Source organism: Gordonibacter sp. An230 (assembly GCF_002159915.1).
Taxonomy (GTDB): Bacteria; Actinomycetota; Coriobacteriia; order Coriobacteriales; family Eggerthellaceae; genus Rubneribacter.
Genome location: NZ_NFJP01000002.1, coordinates 82545 through 108329, shown reverse-complemented (window position 1 = coordinate 108329; position 25785 = coordinate 82545). Strand labels below are relative to the sequence as shown.

Annotated in this window: 27 protein-coding genes and 1 pseudogene; 13 read left to right on the top strand and 15 right to left on the bottom strand. The window is 64.8% G+C overall.

Annotated features, from left to right (window positions below; all coding sequences use genetic code 11):
• Positions 1-3 precede the first annotated feature (3 nt).
• The 12 genes from B5F40_RS01665 to B5F40_RS01615 all read right to left on the bottom strand — a co-directional run bounded on the left by B5F40_RS01665 (position 4) and on the right by B5F40_RS01615 (position 8199).
• A complete protein-coding gene (locus B5F40_RS01665) occupies positions 4-1614 on the bottom strand; it encodes a DEAD/DEAH box helicase (RefSeq protein ID WP_204217287.1) in 1611 nt (536 codons plus the stop codon).
• Positions 1614-2147 (bottom strand): hypothetical protein, encoded by a 534-nt coding sequence (locus B5F40_RS01660; RefSeq protein WP_087192645.1) that lies wholly within the window; start codon positions 2145-2147, stop codon positions 1614-1616. Before B5F40_RS01660 ends, B5F40_RS01665 begins: the two co-directional genes overlap by 1 nt.
• A 16-nt stretch (positions 2148-2163) precedes the next feature.
• Positions 2164-3198, bottom strand: coding sequence for an ATP-binding protein (locus B5F40_RS01655; RefSeq protein ID WP_087192644.1), 1035 nt, complete (start codon positions 3196-3198; stop codon positions 2164-2166).
• Positions 3199-4617 (bottom strand): AAA family ATPase, encoded by a 1419-nt coding sequence (locus B5F40_RS01650; protein WP_087192643.1) that lies wholly within the window; start codon positions 4615-4617, stop codon positions 3199-3201.
• A gap of 1 nt (position 4618) precedes the next feature.
• Entirely contained in the window at positions 4619-5911 is a 1293-nt protein-coding gene (locus B5F40_RS01645; protein WP_162610853.1) for a ParB/RepB/Spo0J family partition protein, read from the bottom strand.
• A 44-nt stretch (positions 5912-5955) separates the two neighbouring features.
• Positions 5956-6522, bottom strand: a complete 567-nt coding sequence (locus tag B5F40_RS01640) for a hypothetical protein (RefSeq protein WP_087192641.1) — start codon at positions 6520-6522, stop codon at positions 5956-5958.
• The gene (locus tag B5F40_RS01635) at positions 6519-6911 is read right to left on the bottom strand and encodes a hypothetical protein (RefSeq protein WP_162610852.1); all 393 of its coding nucleotides are present in this window, start codon (positions 6909-6911) and stop codon (positions 6519-6521) included. The genes B5F40_RS01640 and B5F40_RS01635 overlap by 4 nt, the downstream gene beginning before the upstream one ends.
• A complete protein-coding gene (locus B5F40_RS16790) occupies positions 6902-7024 on the bottom strand; it encodes a hypothetical protein (RefSeq protein WP_255396399.1) in 123 nt (40 codons plus the stop codon). Before B5F40_RS16790 ends, B5F40_RS01635 begins: the two co-directional genes overlap by 10 nt.
• Entirely contained in the window at positions 7021-7263 is a 243-nt protein-coding gene (locus B5F40_RS01630; RefSeq protein ID WP_087192639.1) for a hypothetical protein, read from the bottom strand. Before B5F40_RS01630 ends, B5F40_RS16790 begins: the two co-directional genes overlap by 4 nt.
• Positions 7264-7335: 72 nt before the next feature.
• A complete protein-coding gene (locus B5F40_RS01625; RefSeq protein ID WP_087192638.1) occupies positions 7336-7692 on the bottom strand; it encodes a hypothetical protein in 357 nt (118 codons plus the stop codon).
• A 22-nt stretch (positions 7693-7714) separates the two neighbouring features.
• Complete coding sequence (locus tag B5F40_RS01620) at positions 7715-7933, bottom strand: hypothetical protein (RefSeq protein ID WP_087192637.1); 219 nt, start codon at positions 7931-7933, stop codon at positions 7715-7717.
• 47 nt (positions 7934-7980) lie between these two features.
• Positions 7981-8199 (bottom strand): hypothetical protein, encoded by a 219-nt coding sequence (locus tag B5F40_RS01615; RefSeq protein ID WP_087192636.1) that lies wholly within the window; start codon positions 8197-8199, stop codon positions 7981-7983.
• Positions 8200-8316: 117 nt separating this feature from the next.
• Here B5F40_RS01615 and B5F40_RS16905 point away from each other — a divergent pair.
• From B5F40_RS16905 to B5F40_RS01600, 4 genes and pseudogenes are all read left to right on the top strand, one after another.
• Positions 8317-8487, top strand: a pseudogene (locus tag B5F40_RS16905) (helix-turn-helix domain-containing protein); the annotation flags it as partial.
• A 69-nt stretch (positions 8488-8556) separates the two neighbouring features.
• Positions 8557-8979, top strand: coding sequence for a LexA family protein (locus B5F40_RS16525; protein ID WP_239442847.1), 423 nt, complete (start codon positions 8557-8559; stop codon positions 8977-8979).
• Between the two features lie 66 nt (positions 8980-9045).
• Positions 9046-9909 (top strand): SHOCT domain-containing protein, encoded by an 864-nt coding sequence (locus tag B5F40_RS01605; protein ID WP_087192634.1) that lies wholly within the window; start codon positions 9046-9048, stop codon positions 9907-9909.
• Positions 9910-10092: 183 nt separating this feature from the next.
• Positions 10093-11385: a tyrosine-type recombinase/integrase gene (locus B5F40_RS01600; protein WP_087192633.1), complete on the top strand. Its 1293-nt coding sequence runs from the start codon at positions 10093-10095 to the stop codon at positions 11383-11385.
• Between the two features lie 111 nt (positions 11386-11496).
• Here B5F40_RS01600 and B5F40_RS01595 read toward each other — a convergent pair whose 3' ends face one another.
• Positions 11497-13161, bottom strand: coding sequence for an FAD-dependent oxidoreductase (locus B5F40_RS01595; RefSeq protein WP_087192632.1), 1665 nt, complete (start codon positions 13159-13161; stop codon positions 11497-11499).
• Between the two features lie 260 nt (positions 13162-13421).
• Between B5F40_RS01595 and B5F40_RS01590 the strand changes: the two genes are divergently transcribed.
• From B5F40_RS01590 to leuB, 7 genes are all read left to right on the top strand, one after another.
• Entirely contained in the window at positions 13422-14939 is a 1518-nt protein-coding gene (locus tag B5F40_RS01590; protein ID WP_162610851.1) for a response regulator transcription factor, read from the top strand.
• A 28-nt stretch (positions 14940-14967) separates the two neighbouring features.
• The gene (locus B5F40_RS01585; RefSeq protein ID WP_087192630.1) at positions 14968-16017 is read left to right on the top strand and encodes a polyprenyl synthetase family protein; all 1050 of its coding nucleotides are present in this window, start codon (positions 14968-14970) and stop codon (positions 16015-16017) included.
• Between the two features lie 177 nt (positions 16018-16194).
• A complete protein-coding gene (locus tag B5F40_RS01580) occupies positions 16195-17100 on the top strand; it encodes a peptidoglycan-binding domain-containing protein (RefSeq protein ID WP_087192629.1) in 906 nt (301 codons plus the stop codon).
• 736 nt (positions 17101-17836) lie between these two features.
• A complete protein-coding gene (locus B5F40_RS01575; protein WP_087192628.1) occupies positions 17837-18382 on the top strand; it encodes a hypothetical protein in 546 nt (181 codons plus the stop codon).
• Positions 18383-18612: 230 nt separating this feature from the next.
• Complete coding sequence (gene leuC / locus B5F40_RS01570; protein ID WP_087192733.1) at positions 18613-19881, top strand: 3-isopropylmalate dehydratase large subunit; 1269 nt, start codon at positions 18613-18615, stop codon at positions 19879-19881.
• Between the two features lie 50 nt (positions 19882-19931).
• Positions 19932-20426, top strand: a complete 495-nt coding sequence (locus B5F40_RS01565; protein WP_087192627.1) for a 3-isopropylmalate dehydratase small subunit — start codon at positions 19932-19934, stop codon at positions 20424-20426.
• 181 nt (positions 20427-20607) lie between these two features.
• Positions 20608-21717, top strand: a complete 1110-nt coding sequence (gene leuB, locus B5F40_RS01560) for a 3-isopropylmalate dehydrogenase (RefSeq protein WP_087192626.1) — start codon at positions 20608-20610, stop codon at positions 21715-21717.
• Positions 21718-21854: 137 nt separating this feature from the next.
• On the opposite strand, the gene B5F40_RS01555 is transcribed toward leuB, so the two are convergent.
• On the bottom strand, positions 21855-22082 hold the full coding sequence (locus B5F40_RS01555) for a hypothetical protein (protein ID WP_239442846.1): 228 nt from the start codon (positions 22080-22082) through the stop codon (positions 21855-21857).
• A gap of 55 nt (positions 22083-22137) precedes the next feature.
• On the bottom strand, positions 22138-22935 hold the full coding sequence (locus tag B5F40_RS16125) for a response regulator transcription factor (protein WP_162610850.1): 798 nt from the start codon (positions 22933-22935) through the stop codon (positions 22138-22140).
• Between the two features lie 836 nt (positions 22936-23771).
• Here B5F40_RS16125 and B5F40_RS01545 point away from each other — a divergent pair.
• The gene (locus tag B5F40_RS01545) at positions 23772-25388 is read left to right on the top strand and encodes an FAD-dependent oxidoreductase (RefSeq protein ID WP_087192624.1); all 1617 of its coding nucleotides are present in this window, start codon (positions 23772-23774) and stop codon (positions 25386-25388) included.
• A 183-nt stretch (positions 25389-25571) separates the two neighbouring features.
• The gene (locus tag B5F40_RS16520) at positions 25572-25700 is read left to right on the top strand and encodes a hypothetical protein (protein ID WP_342395009.1); all 129 of its coding nucleotides are present in this window, start codon (positions 25572-25574) and stop codon (positions 25698-25700) included.
• Positions 25701-25785 lie beyond the last annotated feature (85 nt).

Sequence of the window (25785 nt, the reverse complement as noted above, 5' to 3'; positions counted from 1 at the left end):
GGCCTACCTCCCCAGGGCGGGGTCGTACTCGGCGGGGCGGATGCCGGCGGGCGTGCGCCAGCCGTTGGCGGCGATGCGGCTGATGAGCGCCGACGCCTGGCCGGCCGTCCATTCGCCCACGCGCCGGAAGCCCCGGCCCTCGAGCTGCCGTATCTGGCGAGGGGTGGCCAGCCCCTCGGCCCTGCGCTTGGCCAGGCGGTCGAGCAGCAGGCTCGCCTTGCCGGAGCACTCCACGCCGTCGGGGTCGATGCCGGCCCTCTCCAGGGCGCTGCGCTGGGCCTCGCTCGCCGGGGCCGCCTCCCAGCCGAACGACGGCACGTAGCCGGACAGGTCCTCGGCCATGATGCTCATCTCGTACTGGAGCGGGTCCACGAGGCGGCGCTTGCGCCTGCGCATGGACGCCAGCTCCTCGGCCAGCCTCCGCTCGCGCTCCTCCACCACGTCCTTGGCGGCCTCGCGCTCCACCTCCTCCAGGTCCTCGGGGCGCCCGGCCGCCTCCAAGCGCGCGGTCATGGCGCGGGCCACCTCCTCGCCCTCGGCGACGAGGTGCGCGGGGCGGCACAGCTCGTGGCGCTCGACGTGCCACAGGAAGTCGAGCAGGAGCAGCTCCGTCTTGCCCGTCTCCGGGGACAGGCGCGTGCCGCGCCCGACCATCTGGCAGTACAGCGAGCGCACCTTCGTCGGGCGCAGCACCACCACGCAGTCCACGCTCGGGCAGTCCCATCCCTCGGTGAGCAGCATCGAGTTGCAGAGCGCGGTCCCGCCTCCCGCCGCGTCGAACTTCGCCAGCACTTCGGCCCGGTCGAAGCTCTCGCCATCGACCTCGTATGCGTTGAAGCCCTTGGCGGCGAGGATCCCGCGGAACTTCTTCGCGGTCTTGACGAGGGGCAGGAAGCACACGGTCTTGCGCTCCATGCAGCCCGCCGCCAGCATCTCATCGGCGATGCGGTCCAGGTACGGGTCGAGCGCCGTGCCGAGGTCGCCGGCCGCGTAGTCGCCCGACTGCACCTTCACGGCGGACAGGTCGATCTCGAGCGGCACCGTCTGCGCCTTGATGGGGCAGAGGTAGCCCTCCTTGATGGCGCGGGGCAGCGTGTACTCGTAGGCGATGCTGTCGAAGAGCGCGCCGAGGTTTTTGCGGTCGCCGCGGTCGGGCGTGGCGGTCACGCCGAGCACGCGCGCCTCCGGGAACCAGTCGAGCACCGCCCGGTAGCTGTCGGAGAGCGCGTGGTGCGCCTCGTCCACGACGATGTGCGTGTAGTGGTCGTGGCCGAACCGCGCAAGTCGGCTCTCCCGCATCAGCGTCTGCACGCTGCCCACCGTCACGCGGAACCATTCGCCGAGGCTCGTGCGCTCGGCCTTCTCCACGCTGCACCCGAGCCCCGTGGCGGCCCCTATCTTGTCCGCGGCCTGCTCCAGCAGCTCGCCTCTGTGGGCGAGCACGAGCACGCGTCCGCCGGCGTCCACCGCGTCCTTGGCGACCATCGCGAACACGACGGTCTTCCCGGTGCCGGTGGGCAGGACGAGGAGCGTCTTCGCGCGCCCCTCGCCCCACTCGCGCTCGACGGCCTCGCGCGCCTCCTGCTGGTACGGCCTGAGCTCCACCGGCGCCATCACATGTCCCAGCTCTGGTGCGCGGGCTGGGCGGGCGCGGGCTGCTCGTGAACGGGGATGCTCGTCTGCGCGGGCTCGGGCCGCTCGGGCCACTCGGCGGGCCTGAGGTAGGTGTCCACGTCGTTGGCCTCGCCCTCGCCGCCGTCCTTCTTGGCGTACGTCCGCACCTTGATCTTCGCCCAGCCCTGCCTGCCGACGATCTCGTTCCAGTGGGGGCGCATGACCATCTTGCCCTCGGCGTTCGGCTCCTTCTCGAACCCGAGGCTCTCGAAGAACCTGGCCACGCGCCATGCGGTCTTGGTGTTGAGCATGAGCCGGTCCACAAGCGGCACCCATCCGGTGTCCGTGAGGACGTTGAGGGTGACCGCGGCGCGCGGGCAGGGAGCCATCTTGTTCGATCCCTCGAAGTACTCCTTCTCGACCTTCGCGACTTCGAACGGGTACGTCCCGGCCGGCAGGAGGGTGAACCCTCCCTCGTCGGACACCTCGTCGTCCCAGTCCAGGGCCTCGCCCAATTCGGTGTTGTCTGCCATGTGTCGGTCCTCTCTCTTAGATCTTGGTCATGTCCGGAGCGCCGAACGGCACCGGCTCGCGCTCCTTGCGCAGCTTGCGGATCTCCTCGACCCACTTCGGCCACTGCGCCACGATGCATCCTTCGACGTAGGCCTGCTCGTAGTTCTTGGCGGGTGTGTCGGTGGAATGGTGGCCCTTCGCGGCGCTCACCGCGCGCACCTCGTCTACCGTGGCCCCGATGCCCTCCATGAGCTGCAGGGCCGGCGCCCAGAAGCCGGGCAGGGCCGCGTCGGGCGTCCCGCCATGGGGCGCGGGGGCTTGAGGCGCCGGGGCGGGGGACGCCTCCGGCGCGGAGGCTGGCCGGAGGAACGGAGCGATCTGCCCGTAGTCGGCCGGGACCTCGTCGGGGAGCCCCCAGCGGTTCTTCGCGTCCCAGCACGCGTGGTGCTGGCAGAACATGGTGCGCCTGGCGTTGCGCGCCTTGGCCTTTCCGTCCCCGACGGCCTCGACGGTCGTCTTCCAGTTCAGGAACAGCACCGCGTCGGCCCATTCCTTCACCATCGGCGCGGTCTTGCGCTGCAGCTTGAGTTCCCACCGGTCGTAAGCGCTCGCCTCGTCGGGCTGCTCGAACTTCCGCATCATGGCGTGCGCGCACACCGCGACGTGCATCCCGGCCGCGGCGACGTCGGAGAGCAGGTTGAGCAGCTTTCCGAACTCCTCGGCGAGGTAGGTGTAGCCCTTCCCGTAGCCCGGATCCTCGATGCCCTTCCACTTCCGCTCGGCGCACACGTGGGCGATGCAGAGCTGCTCGGCCCAGTCGGCGGTGTCGAGCACGAGCGTGGCGCAGGGGCGCTCCGCCTTGACGGCGCGCACCGTCTCCAGCAGCGCCTGCCAGCTCGCCGGCGCGGGGTCCACGCGCGCCACGTCGCAATGCCCGGTCGATCCTTCCACGTCGATGAAGAGCGGGTCGGGGAACTGCGCGGCGAGCGTCGTCTTGCCGATTCCCTCGGGGCCGTACACCACGACCCTCTGGGCCTTGTCCATCTTGCCGCGCGTGATGTTGAGGGCCATTTACATCACCCACTTCGCGGCCGGATCGATGGCCTCCTCGGGGTCGTCCGCGCGCTCGCACGTCCCGTTGCGCGGGATCGAGCACTCGCCGCAGCCGTTGCCGTCGGCGCACTCCGCCAGGCTCTTCGAGACTGCGATCTCCTCCGTCGCCCTGTCCGCGGCCATCCCGTAGCCGTCCTCTATCACGATGCTGCACTCGCCGCCGGTGGACACGCGGGTGGCGATCACCTGCAGCCCCTCGGCCTCGGCCCACTCGCCGAACCCGCGCATCGTCTCCGCGTCCATCTGCTCCAGCTTGTCCACCAGGACGAAGCCGCACTCCGGCTTGAGCCTGCGCACGATGGCGGTGGCCACGCGCAGCTGCTCGGACCCGCTCATGCAGTCCCATCGCCGCCCGCCGTAGGCGAGCGCGCCGCCCTCCACGGAAAGCCCCGGCAGGGGCAGGTCGGCCCCGTCGAGGAGCGCCCGCTTGGCGGCGCGCACGGCCTCTATCCGCTCGGTCATGTCCTCGTACTGGGCCGCCAGCTCCTCGGCCTCGCGCGTTGCGTCGGCGCGGCGCTGGTTGTCGCGCACCTTGGCGTTCACCGTCTCGATCCGCTCCAGCTGCTCCTCGATCTCGACGGTGGACTCGTCGACCAGCTGCTCGGCGGTCTTCGCCGCCTCCGCGCATTCGGACGCGATGCCCGCGAGCCTGCTCTCCGCGGCGGCGAGGCGCTCGTTGGCGAGGCGCACCTGCTCCTGGGCCGACGCTACCTCGGCCGCGGCCGCGCTCCGCTCTCCCTCGAGCTCGGCGCGCCGCTGGCGCTTGCGCTGGTTCTCGCCGTTGCGGGCCAGGATCTTCTGCTGCGCCTGTATCAGATCCATGGCGCTCACGGGCTCGGCGGGCGCGTCGGGGTGCATCGGCATGTCCGCGGCGGCGCCCCGCTTCCGGTCGCGCATCTGGCCGATGCCGGTCCGCTGGTTGTAGAGCGTCCGCTCCTTCTCCTCGAGGCGCGCCAGCTCCTCTCCAACGCCGATGATGCGCAGCAGGTCGTCGGCCTTCTCCTTGTCCGACTTCATCAAGAACTTGGGCAGGTCGAGGGCGAGCGCTTCGACGAACGAGTCGAGCAGCTGCTGGCCGCCCTTGCGCCCCTCGGGGTCGGTCACCCTGAGCGACGAGTTCTTGCCCTTGCGCTCCACGACAACGCCGTTCGAGAGTGTCACCTTGAGATGCGGGTCGGTCGCGCTGCCCTCGCGCCTCGCGTCGGTCGGGCGCTTGCGGTCGCCGCCGAGCGCCCACGCGATGGCGTCCAGCACGCTCGTCTTGCCCTGCCCGTTGCGCCCGCCGATGACGGTGAGTCCGCTCTCGGACGGCTCCATGGCGACGGCCTTCACCCGCTTGACGTTCTCGATCTCCAGGCTGCTGATCTTCACGGCCATGCTACTCCTCCTCCTCTCGTGCGGTGGCCAGCGCGTCGTCGACCATGTCCGCCAGGGCCTCGTCGGCCTCGTCGGCCTTGTACCCGTCGAGGCAGCACGTGTTCAGCCACCGCAACCACCGCTCAGCATATCCGACCTCCCATTCGCGCAGCCTCCCTCCGTCGACCAGGTTGCGGGCGTACCAGAGCGGGAGCTCGCCGTTCTCTGTCTCGTACAGGTACGCCGCCATCGCGCCCGACAGCGCGCGGGGGATATCGGGCGCGATCCCCGCGCGCTCGACGAACCTCTCCAGTTTGTCGGTCGGATCGCTGTCGAGCCTGGACTCGTCGAAGAAGGAGTCGAGCAGCATGCCCCTCACGTTGGGGCACGCGTCGGCGTCGGCGACCGTCCGCGCGAACCAGCGCAGCCTTCTCTCCGCGCCCGACTTGATCATCCCCTCGGCCTCGTGGGCGAGCTCGGCGCGCCTCTCTGCATCGGGGTCCGCCGCTCCGTTCACGGGCCAGTAGAAGCGCACCTCGGGGCCGCCGTAGCTCTTCTCGCAGAGCCACGCGAGCGAGCCCTCGGGGAGCCTTCCGAACGCCTCCGCCACCGCCGACGGGCGGCTCTCGCTCGTCCGGTACACGTAGCCGTCCTCGTAGCCCGGGACGTCCTCTTCGAGCGCGATCCCCGCTTCGGCGCACGCGCGGCGCAGGGCCTCGGTCTTCTCGGCGGTCTCGCGCTCCTCGCGGATGCTGCGCGCCACGGCCGACCACTCGGCCTCCCGGCAGCTCGCCAGCCGCTCCACGGCCTCCGCGTCGCCCGCCTCCTCGAACTCCGCGATGGCGAGCATCCGGTCGAGCGTCATGTCGTCGCCCGCGTCGTCCACGGCCGCCCGCGCACGGCGCAGCCTGGCGGCGCTGCCCTTCGGCATGCGGCCGACCCGCTCGACGCGCTCCGGGTCGACTCCCAGGAGCAGCATCTGCTGCACGCCGCGGCTGCGCTCGATCTCCGAGAGCTGCTGCTTGTCGTCGGTCGCCACCATGGCCACCAGGGAGTTGGCCTCGTCCAGGTCCTCGCACACCACGGCGTGGCAGCGCTTGAGCTTGTTCATTTTCATCGCCTTGTACCGGCGCTCGCCGTCCACGATGCGGTAGATACCCCCGTCGGCCACCACGACGATCGGGTTCACCGGCTCGCCGGGGCTGATCGCGTTGAGCATGCAGCTCTCGGCGAGCGCGGCGATGTCGCCGAAGTCCTTCCTGGGGTTCTTCTCGTCGGGGTAGACGTCCTCGACGGGTATCTCTCTGAGTTCCACTATTCTTCTCCTATCTGGGGTTTCTGTCGAAACCCCCACTTATTTCATTGTTTCAAACTCTTTCGCGGGTTCGTCCCCGTCACTTCCCGCATGCGGCGCAGCCTCGTCTTGGCGGCGTCGTAGGGGAGCTTGAGGCGGCGGTGCTCCCATTCCTCGATGTCGAGCAGGTAGGCGGCCTTCGCCCGCTCGCGCTCGTAGCGGCTGATGGGGCAGCTCCCGGCGATCCTCGGCTTCGGGCGGGCGGGGAACCGCCTCGTCCCCCTCTTGGCCTCGTTTTCGTCGTACACGGCGCGCTGCTCCGGCGTCATCGCCGCGAGCGCCTCGGCGCACGCGGCCTCGCGTCCGGCCAGCCTCTCGCGCATCGCGCACACGCGGCACCTGCCGTCTTTGTCGATGCGGGAGCGCCAGCTGGCGCACTCGTCGCACCAGACCAGCTTGGACACGTAGCATCGAAGCGACAGGCCCAAGCGGGCTGCGGCGTGCTCCACCGACTTGCGCGAGCGCTTGAGCTGCCGGCATATCTCGCGTCGCGTGATCCTTCCGGCCATGTTTCTGAGTGCCTCGACGTCGTCGGTCGTCCACGGCCTCTGGGCCGAGCCCTTGCGCGTCACAGGGAGGCGCACCCCCTCCTGGGCGCGTGTCGCCAGCTGCGCACCGCCGGCCGCCGTCCCGTCACGCGGTGGAACTGCAGCTGCAGCCATGCGACGCCGGCCTGGCCGTCGAGCGCCTCGACGTACTGGGGGTGTACCCTCTCGGAGAGATCGGGCCGGTCCATGACGAGCATGCGCGACAGGCACGCCCAATGGGCCATGCTCAGGCCCGGCAGGTCGAGCACGACGGGGGTTCCGGGGTCGTTTTCCCGCACGGCGCGCAGGGCGTCGGCGAGCAGCCGCTCGTAGTTGGTCTCTCCGGGCGCGCCCCCGCTCTCCTCCATGGCCCAGGCGACGGCGGCCTCGGCCGCGGCCATGGCGGGGTTTCGCTCGACCATGGTCACCACCATCCAGCCTGCATGCCGTGGGCGACGAGGAGCATCGCCGCGTAGCCGGCGGCGAAGATGCCGATCAGGAGCAGCCCCTCGACGAGCGTCCTCGGGTCGAGCCTCGGCGCCCTCATTCGAGCCCCGCTTTGCGCCGGAGCCATCCGGGCAGCTCGCCGACTATGACGCGGTAGGTGCTCCTCCCGGTCTTGAACCCGGGCAGGCGGTCCCGCGGGTTGGCCACCTTGCTCTGCCCAAGAAGGTACTCGTACGAAAGCCCGGCGATCTCCGCGGCCTCTTGGAGAGAGCATGTGAGCCGCCCCCGCGGCGCGGCGCGCTCCTCCCCCTGCTCCGACGCTGCTGCAAGCGCCTCCATTGTGGTATCCTTTCTCTCGGATGCGGGCGGCGATCCCTGCAAGGCGCGCCCGCTCTTTCTCGGGGCCGCGGCTCATGCCGTGGCCTTCTTCGTCACTACGTGGCCCGGCAGGCGCATATCGACCGCCGTGACCGTCTGCCCGTTGCCCGTGCGGACGGTCATGGTCGCCTTGCCGCTCCGCGCGGCCGCTCTGATCGACGCCTCCACGACCTTCCGCGGATCGTCGCGGTCCATCGGGCTGATCTCGTCGCCGACGGCCACGGGGACCCCGTAGGCGTCGGCCAGCCCCAGCCGATCGGCCAGCTCGTCGGCGTCTATCCAGACCGAGGCGCGCTCGGCCTTCGGCCCCAGGCGGGCCTCGAGGCGGCCCACCGCCTCCTTCAGCTCCTCGAACTCCGCGAGGGTGGGGTACTTCCTCGGCGTTGCCACTTCATCTCCTTTCCTTCGCTTCCTATCGGCGGCTCTCGTCCCGCCAGATGGAGAGCTCGCCGTCATTGACTTGGTACTCGATGCCGCAGACCTCGAACATGCAGTAGCGCGAGGGGTCGTCGTCGGCTTCGAGGGGGACCACCTGAAAAGGATCGAACCCGAACGTCCTGTTCGCGATCCTCCTCACGCGGTCGCTGACGATGGCCGCGCTGCGCAGATCGGCGGCGTTCTTCTCGGTCATCTGGTAGCTTCACCTCCTTTGCAATTTCGTTAAACAGAATTTTGTACTCAAAAAAAGATGCCGTAGATAGCATCTCGCAGCAGCTTCTTTCCGGATTCGTTCATCGAAGCATTGAGGGCTGCCAGTTCTGACAGATGGAAGTCCCCGGCCTTCTTCTCGCGAAGCTGGTAAGTCTGACGAGCAATTCCACAGATAGATGCGGCATTTTCAAGAGTGAGGCCGGATGCTCTTCGTGCATCCGCAAATTTGGAGCTGTCGATATTCATTTGCCACCTCCTTTCAATTCCCCATGATAATCTGCAATTCCGTATAACGCAAGAACTATTTTGGAAAAGAGAACTAACACAGTGTAAAATGAATAAAACGCAAACTAAGGAGAAGAGATGGGCCTACCGGAAAACATCGACGCGTTGCTCGTGAAATTTGACATAAATCAGGATGCGTTGGCGCGTGTTGCAGGTGTGGCTCCTTCTTCGGTTACTCGTTGGCGGAATGGTGCCCAGATGAGGCGTGAACCGCTTGAAAAAATTTGCGACTATTTTGGCCTTACCGAGGATGACATGTTGTCCAGTAGTGTTGGTCTCGCCGCGAAAGAGCATGGTTACGTGCTTCCGAAAGGTGCCATGCCCGTCTACTCTTCCGGCGAGGCGACCGTCCCGCTGCTCACCCTCGGGCGCGTCCATGCGGGTGCGTTGACCGACGAGGAGGGGGTGGAGCGCCGCGTGGAGGTACCCGCGTCCATCTGCTCGCGGCATCCGCGCGCCTTCGCCCTCGTGGTTGAGGGCGGCTGCATGAACCGCGTGATACCGGAGGGCTCGCACGTACTGGTCGATCCCGACCGCGAGCCGCAGAACGGCTCCATCGTAGTGGTGGAGACTGAGGGCTATCAGGCCGTGATGAGGCGATGGTACCGGGGGAGCAGCACGCTCATGCTCACCGCTGACAGCTACGAGAAGCACGAGGACATGGTTTTCGGCATGGACGACGGACCGGTGCGTGTCGTCGGCACCGTCGTGTGGTTCCAGCCAAGTAAGGAGATGGAGTAAGGAGATGGAGTAAGCTCGCTCAGGACGGGGTGGCACGCAAGGAGAAGCGAAGAGAAGGGATTTGAAATGGGATTGTTCGGCAAGGCTAAGGAGATGGCGGCGAGCGCGGCAAGCGCAGCCGGCGACATGGCAATGCAAAAAGTGGACGAGGCAAAGCAAGAACAGATCGCAAAGGCCGAACGTAAGGAGCTGGACCGTCAGGCGAAGGATGCCGACAAAGCTCAACAGGACGAGTACAAAAGGATTTTCCACGCAACAAACGATATGGGAGACGTCTCGATAGACAGCACGAACGGCCTGTTCAGGGTGAGGCGCGCATCTGCTGACATCCCCAAGCAGTCCGGAGCGATGATGAAGGCCATGAAAGCGACTGCTGCCGTCTACACACTCGGTGCGTCGGTGGCTATCGAGCACGCCATGAAGCCGAGCGACCGCATCTTTCGCTTCGAAGAGATCCGCAGCTTCGAACTCCTTGAAGACGATTCTCAGGTGGTCGGCGGTGGCGTCGGCATGGCGCTTGTCGGAGGGGCTTTCTTCGGCGCGGCGGGAGCCGTCGCCGGCTCTATCGCCGGAGGGAAGAAGACTAAGAAGACCTGCGACAGCATGATCCTGCGCATAGACCTCAACAGCGTCGATATGCCATGCATCCTCATCCCCTACGTGAAGAAGACGGTGAAAAAAACGAGCAACGACTACCGGAAAGCGCTGAGCGAGGCGCAACAGACCGTGTCGTGCTTGCAGATGATCGTGGATGCTTTGGAAAAGATGAAGCCCGTCGAGCCGCAGCGCGTCGTTGTCGAGCACGCAGGTGCTGTAGCACAATCTGATGACTCAATCGAGAAGGTGAAGAAGCTCAAAGAGCTTCTCGATATGGGGGCGCTAACCCAAGAGGAGTTTGATGCGAAGAAGCGAGAGCTGCTCGGCCTGTAGAATAGCGTCGTCGGCGACAGCGTGGTGATGTTCTAGGAAAGGAGGGACAGGTCATCATAGAAGGTCCCGAATCCATACTTATCTACGATGACTACATAGAGTGAATAGCGCACCCCCGCGCTAGTTTGGCGACCGGGGCGGGGGTGCAACCTAACCTGAACGGAAAGGCAGGTGCATTGTACCATGAAGCGCAAGCCGTACAGCGTCGAGCCGCTCGAGCCCGGCGTGCCACGGGAGAAGTGCAGGCGCTGGATGATCCGCGTGTCGGCCGGCCACGATCCCGTGACGGGCAAGCGCCTGCGCCCCTACGAGACCTTCGAGGGGACGGAGACGGAGGCCAACCTGCGCGCCATGGCCATGAAGGTGGAGCGCGGCCTCGTCCCGACCACGGGCCTGACCGTCGCCGAGTACTTCGTCGGCGTCTACCTCCCTTGGGCCAAGAGCCGCGTGCGCCGGGGGTCCTACGACGGCGGCCCTCGCGACAAGGGTAAGATCACGCGCGAGACGTACCGCAACTACGAGCAGACGGTCCGGCGCAGCATCGTCCCCATGTTCGGGAGCATAGGCCTCACGGACCTGAAGCCGTACTACGTCGAGTCGCAGCTGTCCACGATCCCCACGATAGGCGCGCGCAGGGTGGTGTACAAGGTTCTGCGCCAGGGCTACCGGCGCGCCGTCAAGTGGCAGCTCGCGACGTTCGTGGTCACGGACGCCGTGGACGAGCCCATGCCCGAGAAGGCCGTGAAGCCCGTCGTGAAGTCGAGCCAGATGTGGGACTACATCGACGCGTTCGAAGGCGACGAAGCGCTGGCCGCCGTCGTCATCGCCTTCGCGGTCGGGCTGCGGCGCTCCGAGATCCTCGCCATCGACCGCGAGGAGATCGACTGGTCGGTCTCGACGCCGGAGGCTCTCGGTCGGTTCCGCGTCTGGCGGTCGTACCACTACATGGACGGGGAGGGGTACTTCGAGCCGCCCAAGTCGTTCACCTCCGCGCGCACGCTGCTGCTCCCGCGATGGGCCGGGGAGATCGTGTGGCCCCTTGCGCAGGGCACGGGTCCGTTGGTGGTGCACGACGGCAAGCGCATGCGCCCCGACCACCTGTCGCGCCATTGGCGGGAGGTGACGAAGGCCGCCGGGCTGCCGGTGGACATGCCGCTGAAGAACACGCGCCACAGCTGCGGCACCATGCTCGTGCGCGAGGACGGCCTGCCTATCGCCGACGTGCAGCAGCTGCTCGGGCACAGCACTCCGGTGGTCACGTCGGAGTTCTACGTGCAGGCGGGGGAGGAGTCGGTCGAGCGCGCCGTGGCCGCCATGAACAAGAGGGCTCGCCCGACTGGCCCAAATTGTCCCAAACCTCCGAAAAACGACGGAAAACGCCCGGAGGGCAATGGTGGGAATGATCTTAAAAACATCGTTTCACCTGGTATTTTCAAGATCATCAAGCCTGACTTCAAGCGAGCCTCCAACAGCTGACGGCTCTTAAAATCTTCCGACTCCGGTCGTGCGGGTTCGAGTCCCGCCGCCCCTACCAGACGCTAAAAGCCTAAGGGCTCGCCATGGCGAGCCCCGTCTTGCTCGACGTCGCTACGCGCTCCACATGCCTTTCACTTCATCATATGCTGCGGGTTGAGATGGCTCGAGCCCTCCCGTCAGGGCATGGATTGCGGCATAGCGCCCCATGGTCATGTATGAACCGCAGCAAAGGCCTCCTTGGTACAGGTTCCACTCCAGCCCTCCGCATACGTTGCCGGCTCCCGAGCCGACCGAGTACAATCCTGGTATGGGCTCGTCGTTCTCGTCGAGCACGCGGCAGCACCCGTCCACGACGACCCCTGCGTTGATAGCGCTGCATCGTATCCATTGACGAATCCCCCAATATGGAGGGGTGTCGATGGGCTTGAGCTTGTCGCGAGCGAGCCCGAACTGATCGTCGGCTCCCCGGGCGCAGCACTCGTTCCATGCGGCGACGCTTTTCTTGAGCGCTTCGGCCGGAATGCCGAGCGCATCGGCCAGTTCTTCGAGCGTGTCCGCCCGGTGGGTGTCGATGAGGCCTTCGTAGACCCCTTCCGGGTTCTCCTTGAATCCCGGAATGTAGTTCTCGAGCTGCTCGGTCGTGACGCTCGCTCCGTACTTTCGTGCGAAATCGTTGTCGAAGATGCGGAAGAAGCGGCCAGGGTCATCCGCATCTTTGTTCCATTGCAGCGAGAGGTCCCAGGATTCCATGGGGATATCCTCGTTCATGAAGCGCTCTCCATGATCATCGAGCGCCATGAAGGGCAGGCCGGTCAAAGCCAAAGGGGCCGCATCCATGTCGTGCATGGTCTTCGCATGGTTGACGGGAACCATGCGTGCCCCTACTGCCATGCTCATGAGGATGCCGTCGGCGGTCATGTTGGACTGCTTGCGCTGGAAACGGACGACATCCGGAGAGTATCGCGCAACGAGGCTCTCGTTGTTTTGGTAGTCGCCGGCTGCCACGATCACCGCTTTGGAGGCATTGAATTTGACATAGCTGTTCCCGGTCTTGCCGACCACCCCCTTCACTCTTCCGTCCTCCGACCGGACGAGCTGGACGGCAGGCGTCTCGTAAAAGAACTCAGCGCCTGCGCCTGCGGCCTCCTCGGCGAGCCTCGTCATGATGTCTTGGTTGTTGATGGGCTTCGGCCCGAAGTAGTTGCTGGCAACGGTGATGTAGCTTCCCTCGTCGAAGTCCGTTCGAGCCTTGGACGCCTGGGGAGGAAGGCCTGCCGACTCGCCTTTGCGCATCATCCACATGATGGTCTCTCCGGCATGGTTCACGTACAGGTCGAGAAGATCGGGATTCATGCGGTACCCTCCGGCGGCGCGCCAAGCTTGTTTGTACTGCAGGGCGCCTAAGGCAGTGCTTTCCTCGAGAATAGGTCCCGAAGAGCCGTTTCCGTGCGCGATGACGACGGATTCCTTTTGAAGGCAGGCGACGCGGGCGCCTTCCTCGAGCGCGGTGCATACTGCGGGAACGCCGGCGGTTCCCGCGCCGATGACGACGATGTCGAAATCCTTTTCCTCCGAGAATTCGTCCACGGGCTCAAGTTCCACGACGGAGTTCTGGAAATCTTCGTGGGTCGTGCCTTTTGGATATTGGCCGCTCTCGCTGACGGGATCTTGATCGGCCTGCTTTTGAGGCTGGCAACCCGAAAGCAGGCCCCCGATTGCGGCGGCGCTTCCGATCGTCGCCGCGCCTGCGAGGAAGCGTCGTCTGCTCAGATCCATTTTTGTCTCCTTTCCTTCGATGTTTCGCGGCCGCGCCAGTGCTAGCGCAGCTCGGGTCGATTGTCTGCCGAAACACGAGGATCGCCTTCCCCTGAAATCCGGGAAATCAAGGAGGACCCGATGTGCGGGTCGCCCATAAAAGAGGGGAATGTTGATAAGTCGGCATTTTGCGAACGGGAGCTTTCCGCTTCCGTGATAGGATTTTCCGATGGGGAAGGGGGCGCTCCGTGGAACCGAGACCGATGGCCAAGGAATTCGCGATGCCTTTTCTCGGCATGTCGTTTTTCTGGGTGTATTTTCGCTACCAGTCCTTTTTCGGGCTGCTCTATCCTTTCGAGACCGAGGGGCTCTCCTTGGTTTACCCGGCGCTGCTCGCTCTCCTGCTTGTGTTGTGCGCCGCCGCGGTTTCGCTGGGTGGGTTGCTCGGACGTGTCATGCATGAGAGCAAGCTTTTCGTGCCGCTTGCAGGTGTTTTTGGGTCGGCGGGCGTCGCATTGAGCTTCGCCGCCGCCGAGGGCCTGCTTCCTCCATGGATCGCATGGGCGGCTCTCCCCTTCGTGGTCTTCGCCTTCGAGGTAGGCTGCTTGGCGTGGGCTCTGTTCTTCTGCGAGCGGTTCTCCTTCGAGAGCGTCGCGGTGATGGTCGCCTCCTTCGGAGCGAGCCTGCTGGCGCTCTCGCACGGACTCCCTCATCTCGTTGCGGTGGCGGTTCCCGCGGTTGTTGGTGTGACGTGGCGCTTCGCGCCCCCTCTCCGTGCTTGCCGCTGGGAAGGTCAGGGGCTTGTTGCTCTCAAAGGGGGAACGCCCTGCGTAGTTTTACTCATCGCGTTTCTGATGGCGGGAAGCGTTTTGAGGGGCGTTGTGGACACGGTCGAGCCTGGCTCCGACTCCGCAGGGTTGACGTTTCGATGGCTGCTTTCGATCGTATTGTCGGGAGGGATGCTTGCGTGCGTCGTGCGATGCGCGCAAAGTCGGAAGGGCGTCGGACGGGGCGCTTCAGGCGAAGGCGGCGCAAGCCCGACCCAGTTGGTTGAGCGAATGACGTTCAAAATGTGGATGGCGCTCTCCCTCCTGTTTTTCGCCGCGGTCTTCGGGGGCGTTCTGGAGGGAACCTACGTTTTTTCGGGGAATGCCGTCGTGGCGGTGCGCTCGATGTTCGATGTGCTTTTCTGGGTGGCGCTATGCGGCTTGTCTCATGCGAGGGGGGTCTCTCCGGTTCTGGTGTTCTCCGTATTCGGTATTCCGACCGATGTCGTTTCGTGGGCTTTGAGCTACGTGGCAATTCCCGGCATCTCGGGCATTTGGATCGACGGCGGCTCTGTCGGGGCTCTCGACGCTCTCATCCTTTTGGCCGCGTTCGTCTCGCTTGCCTCTGTCGTCGTGGTTTTGGGGGCGTTGCTAACGAAGAGGGGCTTTCCTGTCGGTTTCGCTGAGGGGGACGGGGGTTCGGCGCTGCCGATTGCGCATCCGCCCCGATTCGGCACAGGCTCATTAAGCCTGACGGAGCGCGAGGTTGAGGTTGTGTCGCTGTTCGCTCGCGGGTACAGCGTGAAGAAGGTTGCGTCGCTTCTGTTCGTTTCGGCAAGCACTGTTCAAAGCCATATGAAAAGCGCGTATCGAAAACTCGGGGTGCATTCGAGGGATGAGCTCATAGAGAGGCTCTCTGGCGACGGTTTGGGTCGAGCCGGCTTTGTCGAGGGGCAATTGCGGAAATATGCGCCGCTTGAGGGTGGCGGAGAATGCGGTGGGGTTTCTTGTGATACCATGACCGGGCGGTAAAACTGTCAGGGTCGACCAAGAAAGCGCCATGAATACCATCAACGAGATCATCGCAGCGGTGGAGGAGCCTCCCCAGTCTTTCGAAGAGTACCTTTCCTATTATGCCGATCGCGTGGGCGACCTGGTGAACGAGTATATTCCGCGCGGTTCGCACCCTGATATGGACCGGTACCTCTACAATCCGCTGCTCGACTACAGCCAAAACGGCGGCAAGCGCCATCGGCCGCTCATCTGCTTCGCAGCCTGCCGCGCGGTAGGCGGCGACATGGCGCGCGCCACGAGCGCCGCGGCTGCCATCGAGCACTTCCACACGGCGGCGCTCATCCACGATGACATCGCCGACGAGGCCGAGCTGCGCCGCGGCGAGCCCTGCCTGCACCTTGTCGAGGGCATGGGGCTGGCCATCAACATGGGCGACCTCGCGCTGTCGCTGGTGAACGGCACGGTTATCAATGACCCGCTGCTCGACGACGCCACGAAGGTGCGCGTGGTGAACGAGCTCATAGAGATGACGCGCCGCACCATCGAGGGCCAGGCGCTCGACATCGGTTGGGCGCGCGACGGCCGCTACGACATCCTGCCCGAGGACTACCTGGTCATGGCCACGCACAAGACGGCGCACTACTCCGGCGCCGTGCCGCTGGCCATCGGCGCCATCATCGGCGGCGGCACCGAGACCGAGATCGAGGCGCTGCGCAACTACGGTTTGGACACGGGCCTCGCGTTCCAGATCCAAGACGACCTGCTGAACCTCATCGGCTCCGAGGAGTCCACGAAGAAGGACTTCCGCAACGACATCACCGAGGGCAAGCGCACGCTCATGGTGGTGCACGCGCTGCAGCACTCCGCCGATCGCGACCGCCTCATCGACATCCTGTCGTCGAAGGAGAAGGACCAGGCCGTGCTTGCCGAGGCCGTGGGCATCATGGAGGCCTCGGGCAGCATCGAGTACGCCCGCAACTACGCCGAGAACCTCACGAGCATAGCGAAGAACCGCCTGGTGGACATGGTGCGCCCGTCAGCGTCGCGCGATCTGCTCGTGAGCATGGCCGACTGGTTCGTGAAGCGGTTGCGCTGATTTGGCCGTCGGCGTGGCGCTTTGTTGCTTCGAGGCCCCCTTGCTTCCCGATGCGCGGTGGCGCGGGGCTGGCGCTTTGTCCTGCCGTCAGCGTGATTTCGATTCGGAGGGCCTTCGCTGTCTTTGGGGGGGGGCTGCGCGCATGGTTCCGAACGTCCGTCGTGGTTTTAGGATATAATGCCCCATATGGAAACCATCAAACGACATGATAAGGGCCCCGCTGTCGAGGACGTGCAGCAGCGGCTTGTAACGGTTGGCGTGCTCGACGAGGCCGACGTGGACGGCGTGTTCGGCGATGCGACCGCCGCGGCTGTACGTGCCTTCTGCGAGCGTTCGGGGTTGCCTTCTTCAGACGAGGTCACCGACAAAGTGTGGTCGGCGCTGGTGGATGCCTCGTTTCGCCTGGGCGACCGCACGCTCTATTTGCGCATGCCCCACTTCCATGGTCATGACGTGTTCGAGCTGCAGCATGCGCTGGGGGCGCTTGGTTTCGCGTGCGGCGCGGTGGACGGCATCTTCGGCGCGTTCACCGAGCTTGCGCTGCGCAAGTTTCAGCTGAATCTCGGGCTGCCTTCGGACGGCATCGCCGGCGCGTACACCTACGAGGCGATTCGCAACCTTCATCATTCATGGGAAGGCAAGGAGGCCGTGCACGGTACGGATCATCTCGGTTTCGCCCGCGCGGCCGACGTGCTCGAAAGCAACGCGCTGTGCCTGTTCGGTACGAGTGGGTTCACGCGCAGCGTCGCTTCGCGCATGTCGAACCTCGCGCTGGCCACGAATCCTGCCTCCAAGATCATGAGCGCGGACTCGTTGCTGGTCGCTCCCGACGAGAGCATGCTGCTCGTCCATATCGTCCTGCCCGAGGAGCGGATGGTTGAAAACGTTCCTCGCGTGAGTTTTGAGGACGAGGGTACGCTGTCGCTGCGTCTCGAGACGGCCATCGGCGTGGCCGATGCCGCATCGCCCTCGCGCATTGCCGTTGAGCTGCCCGGCATCAAATGGGAAGATGCGGGCGAAGGCCGTTCCGCGCAGCATTTCGCCATCACTCTCCTCGACGCACTCTGCGTGGCGTTGTCGTAATTGGGAATTCCGCTTCTTCTTGCGTCGTCTCGAGGTCGACCCTTGCTTTTTGCGATGGGGCTTTGGCTGTTCTTCGGTCGGGATGCGGCCTTGGGCGCTGCTTGCTCGGCGATCTGGATCGGGTCTATTCCTTGCGAATGCGCGCCATATCGCGGTGCGGAGTCGCCTTTCGCTCCCGGAACGTTGCGTCCTTTCGACGATGGCTCAGGGTGCCCGTTTTCGGGGGGGGGTCGATCCTGCGTGGCGCATCGGTGTACACGGTCCTGCTGGCCGGCGCGGTTTTGCCGACGTGCGCCCACGACGAGCGCTGCGCCGAGCATCGGGCGATTACGGCGGAGGGCGTTCCTGCAGCGCCGTCTAAGCTGCTCGATGTTCGTCCGAGGGCCGACCGCCCGAATTGCGACGATGCGCGGTGGCTGGGGTTGACCGCTTGCTGCATTGGGATTCGTCTGGAAGGGCGGAGGGCGGTTTCTCGCAGTGCGTGAAAGGCGCGCCGCAAGATCAATGTTGGATGAGGGCGGCCGTCTGCTTCCGCCTCGTCGCTGTTCGTGCAATCTTTGCGTCATGCGGTGTATTTGCTGTCGGTTCCATGGCGATTGTTCCGAAGTCTGCGGTTCGCGCCGTATACTGGGTGCGAACCGCGGAGTAGCCGCGGACGTCGCATCTTTCCGCAGCGCCCTGCGCGGGCGGTTCGGATAGATGCGACGGATCGTCTCACAATGAAAGTAGGTGCACCATGACCGAAGAGCAGCGCAACGATCAGGGCGTGCCCAAGCCGCCGCAGTCCATCGATCCCGGCAGCCAGCAGCCTTCCGTCGCGCCGCCGACGCCGCAGCAGCCGCCGATGGGCCAGCAAGTGTCGCCCGCGCAACCGCAACCCCAACAACCGCCGATGCATTCGGCGCAGCCCCAGCCCCAGCAGCCTCCGGCGTACGCGCCCCAACCTCAGCCGCAGCATCCTCCGGCGTACGCGCCCCAACCCCAGCCCCAACCTTTCTATCCGCCTGCGCCGCTTATGCAGCTGACCGGCGGCATGAAGTTCGGATGGCTCGTTGTGGGCCTGTTTATCGGCGTTGCCGGCGTTGTGATAGCCTGGTTGGTGAATGTGGACAAGTTGCCGCAGGTGAAAAAAGATGCGGTGAAGTTCTCCCTCATCGGTTTTGCCATTTCGATCATTTTGTGGCTGTTGTACAGTTTCGCGATCGGCAGTCTGTTCGCTGCCGCGCTTTTTGGCGCCGTGGGAGACTATGGCGGACACAGCAGCTATTACGGAACGTGGTAGGCCACAGCTTATCGGGTTCTGATGCGTGGATGCGAGGCGACTGCGTGGATGCCGGTCGTCGCAGGTCGTGTCCTTGTCGACTTCGATGAAATCTGGAAATCGCTTCACAACGAAGGGCCCTTCGGGGCTCTTCTCTTTTGCACGCTAAAGCGAGTGCTACAATGATGGACGATTTTCGTCTGCCCGCCTCGCGCGGGTTCGCACGGCCCACCGCAACCAAGGAGCAGCCCATGCCACGTCCCATGACCATGGCGGAGAAGATTCTCGCCGCCCATGCGGGGCTGGACGTTGTGGAGCCGGGTCAGCTGATCGAATGCGATCTCGACCTCGTGCTGTCCAACGACGTCACCGCCCCCATCGCCGTCAAAGAGTTCCGCAAGATCGGCGTCGAGCGCGTGTTCGATCCTACGAAGATCGCCCTCGTTCCCGACCACTACGTCCCCAACAAGGACATCAAGAGCGCCGAGCAGGCCAAGATCGTGCGCGACTTCGCGCGCGAGCAGGGCATTACCCACTACTACGAGGTGGGCTGCATGGGCGTCGAGCACGCGCTGCTCCCCGAGCAGGGCGTCGTCGGCGCGGGCGACCTCATTATCGGCGCGGACAGCCACACCTGCACGTACGGCGCGCTCGGCGCGTTCGCCACGGGCGTGGGCTCCACCGACGCGGGCGTGGGCTACGCCACCGGCAAGGCGTGGTTCAAGGTGCCCGAGTCGCTGCTGTTCAAGATCGAGGGCGAGCTGGCCCCCGGCGTCACCGGCAAGGACGTCATCCTGCACATCATCGGCATGATCGGCGTGGACGGCGCGCTGTACTGCGCGATGGAGTTCACGGGCAGCGCCATCCGCACCATGGGCATGGACGAGCGCATGAGCATCTCGAACATGGCCATCGAGGCGGGCGGCAAAGCCGGCCTCATCGAGGTGGACGACGTGACGCGCGCCTACCTGGACGGCCGCGTGGAGCGCCCCTACACCGAGTACCACTCCGACCCGGATGCCCAGTACGCGAAGGTGTACGAGATCGACGCCGCCTCCATCGTGCCCACCGTGTCGTTCCCGCACCTGCCGTCGAACACGCGCCCGGCCGCCGAGGCGCGCGACATCAAGATCGACCAGGCCGTCATCGGCTCCTGCACGAACGGCCGCATCGTCGACATGCGCCAGGCGGCCGAGGTGCTGCGCGGGCGGAAGATCCACCCCGACGTGCGCTGCATCGTGATCCCCGCCACGCAGCAGGTGTACCGCCAGTGCATGGAGGAGGGCCTCATGGACGTGTTCCTCGACGCGAACTGCGCCGTGTCCACGCCCACGTGCGGCCCGTGCCTCGGCGGCTACATGGGCATCCTCGCCGCGGGCGAGCGCGCCATCGCCACCACGAACCGCAACTTCGTCGGCCGCATGGGCGACCCCACGAGCGAGGTCTACCTGTCCTCGCCGGCCATCGCCGCGGCGAGCGCCGTGCTCGGCCACATCGGCCTGCCGGAAGACTTGGACTAGTGTCCCAAATGGGGACTGTCCCCATTTGGGACATGTTGAAAGGATCGACCATGCACTTCAAAGGAACCGCGCATCGCTACGGGCGCGACATCGACACCGACGTCATCATCCCGGCCCGCTACCTGACCACGTCCGATCCGGCCGAGCTCGCGAAGCACTGCCTTGAGGACCTCGACACGTCGTTCATCGAACGCGTGCAGCCGGGCGACATCATCGTGGCCGACGAGAACTTCGGCTGCGGCTCGTCGCGCGAGCACGCGCCCATCGCCATCAAGGCGGCCGGCGTCGACGTGGTCGTCGCCAAGAGCTTCGCACGCATCTTCTACCGCAACTCCATCAACACCGGCCTCGCCATCATGGAATGCCCCGAGGCGGTGGACGCCATCAGCCAGGGCGACGTGGTGAGCGTGGACGCCGACGCGGGCGTCATCGTGGACGAAACGACGGGCCAGACCTTCCAGGCGCAGCCGTTCCCCCCGTTCATCAAGGAGATCATCGAAGCCGGCGGCCTCATCAACCGCACGAAGGCGAAGCTGGGGAAGTAGGTTGTTCCGCCGTTCTGCCGAACGGCGGAACGGCTCGACGCTGCGGCTTTCTGGGGCGGCCCGCCTCGCGGCGAATCCGAAGGCTCGCGTACCGAAGTACGCGCCGCCTTCGCCTTCCCCACGATCCGGACTACCGCAGAAACCCTCGCCGACTTTATCGAACCTGCAAAGTGAGGAACTCATGACCACAACCTACACCATCTGCCTGCTTCCCGGAGACGGCATCGGGCCTGAGATCATCGCCGAAGGCGTGAAGGTGCTCGACGCGGTGGGCGCGAAGTACGACACGACGCTCTCCTACACTGAGGCGCTCATCGGCGGGTGCGCCATCGACGCGACGGGCACCGCGCTGCCGGACGAGACGCTGCGCGCGGCCGAAGCCTCCGACGCGGTGCTGCTGGCGGCCGTCGGCGGCCCGAAGTGGGACACCACCGATCCTGCGAAGCCGCGCCCCGAACAGGGCCTGCTGGGCATCCGCAAGGCGCTCGGCCTGTACACGAACCTGCGTCCCGTGCAGATTTTCTCCGCATTGGCCGATGCGTCCACGCTCAAGCCCGAGATCGTGGACGGCGTTGACATGATGATCGTGCGCGAGCTGACCGGCGGTTTGTACTTCGGCCGTCGCGAGCGCTTCTACGACGAGGAAGGTTGCGGCACGGACGGCGCTGTCGGCCAGCGCGCCTACGACACGCTCGAGTACCGCGAGTACGAGGTCGAGCGCATCGCGCGCCAAGCCTTCGAAGCCGCGCGCAAGCGCCGCAACAAGGTGACGAGCGTCGACAAGGCGAACGTGCTGGAGACGAGCCGCATGTGGCGCGAGATCGTGCACCGCATCCACGACGAGGAGTACGCAGACGTGGAGCTCGAGGACCTGCTCGTGGACAACACGGCCATGCAGCTTATCAACCGCCCGGCCGACTTCGACGTCGTGGTGACCGAGAACATGTTCGGCGACATCCTCTCCGACGAGGCGGCCCAGATCACGGGCTCGCTCGGCATGCTGGCCAGCGCCAGCCTCGGCGACGGCACGGCGCTCTACGAGCCCAGCCACGGCAGCGCGCCTGACATTGCGGGGCAGGGCATCGCGAACCCGCTCGCGCAGATCCTCTCCGTCGAGATGATGCTGCGCTACAGCTTCGACATGCAGGATGCGGCCGACGACGTCCGCCGCGCGGTGACCGCCGTCCTCGACGAGGGCTGGCGCACCGGCGACATCAAGGGCCCCGACACCCCGGCAGACAAGCTGGTCGGCACCGTGGCCATGGGCGACCTCGTGGTGGAGCGCCTGTAGAAGAAGGCGGCCCGGCGGATCGGAAGGTCCGGCGGTGCGGCAGGCACGGACAGGGCGGGTCCCGATCTGGCGGCAGATCGGGACCCGTTTTCCGTTGGGCGGGAACGGATGTTTCACGTGAAACATCCGTTCGTGTGCTAGCCGCTGGGCTGCTCCCTAGGAGCGCGGGCCAGGTCGGCCTTCGTCATGCCGTCGGGCAGGCCGGCCTTCGGCATGTCGAGCGTGCCCGCCTTCTCGCGGCGATGCAGGTCCCACAGCATGAGGGCCGCCACGACGATGAAGGCGCTGCCGCCGATGATGCCCACGGGCAGGAGGCCCACGAACGGATTGCCGCCCGTCGCCGAGAACAGCACCGCCGCGCTCACGAACCCGTTGATCGCCCCGTGGCCGATGGCCGCCGCCAGGCAGGCGAGGATCGTCCTAGAAAACGCTCTCTTCCGTTCGCAAGCGATTGACCAATTCGATGAGCTCCTGCTTGTTGTCCACCTTGAATTTGCGGTAAACATTGCGCGCGTGTCCTTTGACCGTGCTATGCGAAAGCACGAACCTCTCCTCGATAGCGGGCAAGCTGTAGCCCTGAACGAGCAGTTCGAACACATCGGTTTCGCGTTTTGTCAATCCGTAGCGATGGGCTGTAGCCCGGAAGTACGCCTCCTGTCCTTCTTTCCATCCTGGAGCGCGGAGCGCCTCTTCTTCGCGTGCGCACGGGATCGGCCTTTTGCGAAGCAATAGCATGCCCACCGACAGCATGTAAACGATCACCAGCGCGAGCGCGGTGAGCGACAGCACTCCTTCGCTTACTTGGGTTTTGAAAAGCGCTGCCAGAGGGGCGGCGGCCAGCAAGAGCGTGTTCATAACCGTCCATCCGCCCAAGAACGCGAATAAGGGATCCTTGTCGCGTCCTTTGCCCAGTTCGAACAAGACCAACCACATTATGGTGTAGAAGAACGTCCAGCTCGATTCGATGATGGCCACTGAAATCGAGGACATGAACTCGCTCGATAGCGGAAGCAGCGCTACGCCGACGACGGTGAGGAACAGCAACGGAAAGATGATCTGTCTGGTGCTGGGCTCGAATCGCGTGCGAGCCATGTACGCTAACAATAGCGCCATCCCGCCGATGCGCAAAAGGGAGGCATAGACGAAACGCAGCTGCTCATCGTGCACGGGAAAATCGAAAAACACGAGTATGCGAAACACCATCGCGTAGCTAGCCATGAGGATGATGAGCTCAGCAGGCAGGTTCGCGAGGGCCTCTCGCAGCGATGTGGGCCGGGAGGAAGCCCGTCGCACTGCATGCGAGCTTTCTGAGGTCGGTTCAGAGGGAGCGGCATATCGCGACGAGAGGAGAGGAACGATGCTCCCCAGTGTTATGGCCAGGAAAATCGGAGCTCGAAACGGCCATGGGGCAAGCCCCACCAAAGTGAACAAGACGACGGCGATGAGGGCCGAAAGGGCGATGCAGTGGTTTCGCGTCGTTGCTTTTAGCCGGGATAGGAGATCTGCCCAGCAAGCGAGCACCCATGCATGCGAGCTGCCTATGAGGATTTGCCCCGCTAGATAGACGGGCAGGCTCGAAGATGCATACAGCGTTACCGTCGCTCCCGTCATGAGCATGATTCCGCTCGCGCCCAGCATCCTCCGAAGGTCGAGCGGGCGCGTTCCCCGGCGCACAACGGCGATGGCTGCAACGAGGACGATTACGGAAAGGACGCGAGCGAGCCAAAGGCTCAGCGTGGGGTACGCCTCGATCTCTGCCCTCCAAAGCGAATACGACGGGGTTTGGCGAAGGAGTCCCAAGGTGGCAAGCTGGCAGGAAAAGAGGAGCAACATCCTAGAAATGCCTGTTGAAATTCCGTTTTGAGCCATATACCACCCCTTTTGGTCGGTAGGCTCTTTCTTCGCAGGCTCCGCAAAACCAACCGGTTGGGACGGTGCGCCATCCTCGGCGAGACGCCATACTCGAGCTATGCGAGGTTCGGAGAGCGGGCGTCTGAAAGGCGACGCCGATTCGGATCGAGCGAAAAAAGAACTCGTTTGAAGGGGATGATACCATGAATCTTTCACGCAGAAGCTTCCTTAAAGGGGCCGCCTTGGGCACCGTTGGAGTCGGGGCGGCGTCAGTCGGTTTGCTCGAGGGGTGCTCGCCGCAAACGATGAAAGTCGATGCTGGGCCAGGCGAAGCGAACGGAAGCGAGTCCTATCCTGTGCAGGAGGTCGGCTCCATGGAGGCTCCGACCGAGTCGTTCGAAGGCGATGTCGTTGTGCTCGGATGCGGCCCGGGAGGCATCGCGTGCGCGACGCGCCTTGCTGAAGAGGGCGCCAGGGTGCTCGTCATTGAGAAGACCTCCGCCATAGGCGGAACAGGGATGGTCGCGTCGGGCAACTGCTACATCTCGCTCAACAGCGAGTACCAGCTTTCCCGAGGCCTTGAAGCAGACGTGCCGGCGTTTTACAAAGAATGGCTCGAGGCCGTCCATTACCACTGCGACCACGAGGTGCTCAGCGCCTATCTGCGCAACTGCGGGCGAGTGGTCGACTGGCTTATCGGATACGGCTTCGAGTTCGATATGAAGGAAACTCCGAGCACGAACGGTCTGTCCGGAAGCGCATACCGCATCTCGCAACCGCCGAAGGATGGCGGCAATCGCGAGGAAACCTACGGCAAGATGATGGACGCCGTGAGCGCGGCGGGCGGGGAGCTCCATTCCAATTGCACTGGAACGGAGCTCATCGTAAACGAGCAGGGCGCGGTTGTCGGCCTGCGCGCCAAGCGCGGTGCCGATACCGTGGATTTCATGGGCAAAGCCGTGGTCATCGCCTCGGGCGGGTACGGCGCCAACGAGGATTTGATCAAGCAGTACGCAAAGGTCCCCTTGCTCGGTCGCGATCCTGTGCTCAACAATGGCGAGGGCGCGCAGATGGCATGGGCTGCCGGTGCCGCTAAGCCTTGGAATTTGGGAATCCTCTGCGTAGACACGCTGTATCCTATCGATGCGAATTATGTTTCGTACCCTGGCGGTGTGCAGGCGCTTGGCAACGTGATGCAAGACCCGGCAAAAGCGCGTATGCACGTGAACCAGATTGGTCGGCGCTTCCATTCTGAAGACGCGTTTTGCTGGGTGCCCACGTATGGCGGCGCGAACGGGGTGTCGTACAACGAGCCGTGGCTGTTCGTCGTTGCCGACCAAGCGGCCGTAGACGGTTTGAAGGAAAGTGATCGAACCGTGGACGATGCGTATTTGACTTCGATGGAAGATGCCGGCGTCTTGTTTAAGGGAGACTCGCCTGAGGAGCTCGCCGAGGCGGTTGGCTGGGACCCGAGGACTTTCGCCGAGGAATTCGAGGCGTATGGGAAGTTGTGCGAAGCGGGCGAGGACCCGGTGTTTTTCAAAGGCGCAAAGTATTTGGTCCCTTATGGCCCTGGTCCGTATTACGCCGTACGCATGGCGCCCACGCCGTTCGGCACCTGTGGCGATTTGAGCGTAACGTCCAAAATGGAAGTGCGCGGCATAGAACCGGGAGCGATAGTCGAAGGCCTGTATGCCGTTGGCACCGAAACGGTGGGAACGATGCACAACGATTATTACTGGGCCCTCGGCCAGACGGTGGGATGGGCTCACACGTCCGGCGTGCTGGCCGCCGAAGAGATTGCGGCATCGGTTTTGTAAGTTGTGTCTTTCGGCGTCAGCTCGTGCGGCAGGTCTCATTTTCCTTTCCTGCCGCGACGCGAACCGTCAAGGGCCTCGGGCCCTTGACGCGTTTGGCGTAGGGGCGTTTTACGCGCAGATGCCGATCGCGAGTTCCCGGGGTGGGGCGCCGCGGGTCCGCTCGCGCAGATCCTGTCCGTCGAGATGATGCTGCGCTGCGGTTTCGATATGGGCGAGGCCGCCGACGACATCTGCCGTGCGGTGACCGCCGCGCTCGACGAATGCTGGCGCATCGGCGACGTCAGGGCCCCGGCGCCCCGGCCGACAAGCTGATCGCCCCCCCCCCGACCATGGGCGACCTCGTGGCGGCAAGGCTGCAAACCCTGTTTCGTGCGCCTTTATGCGGCCTACCCGAATC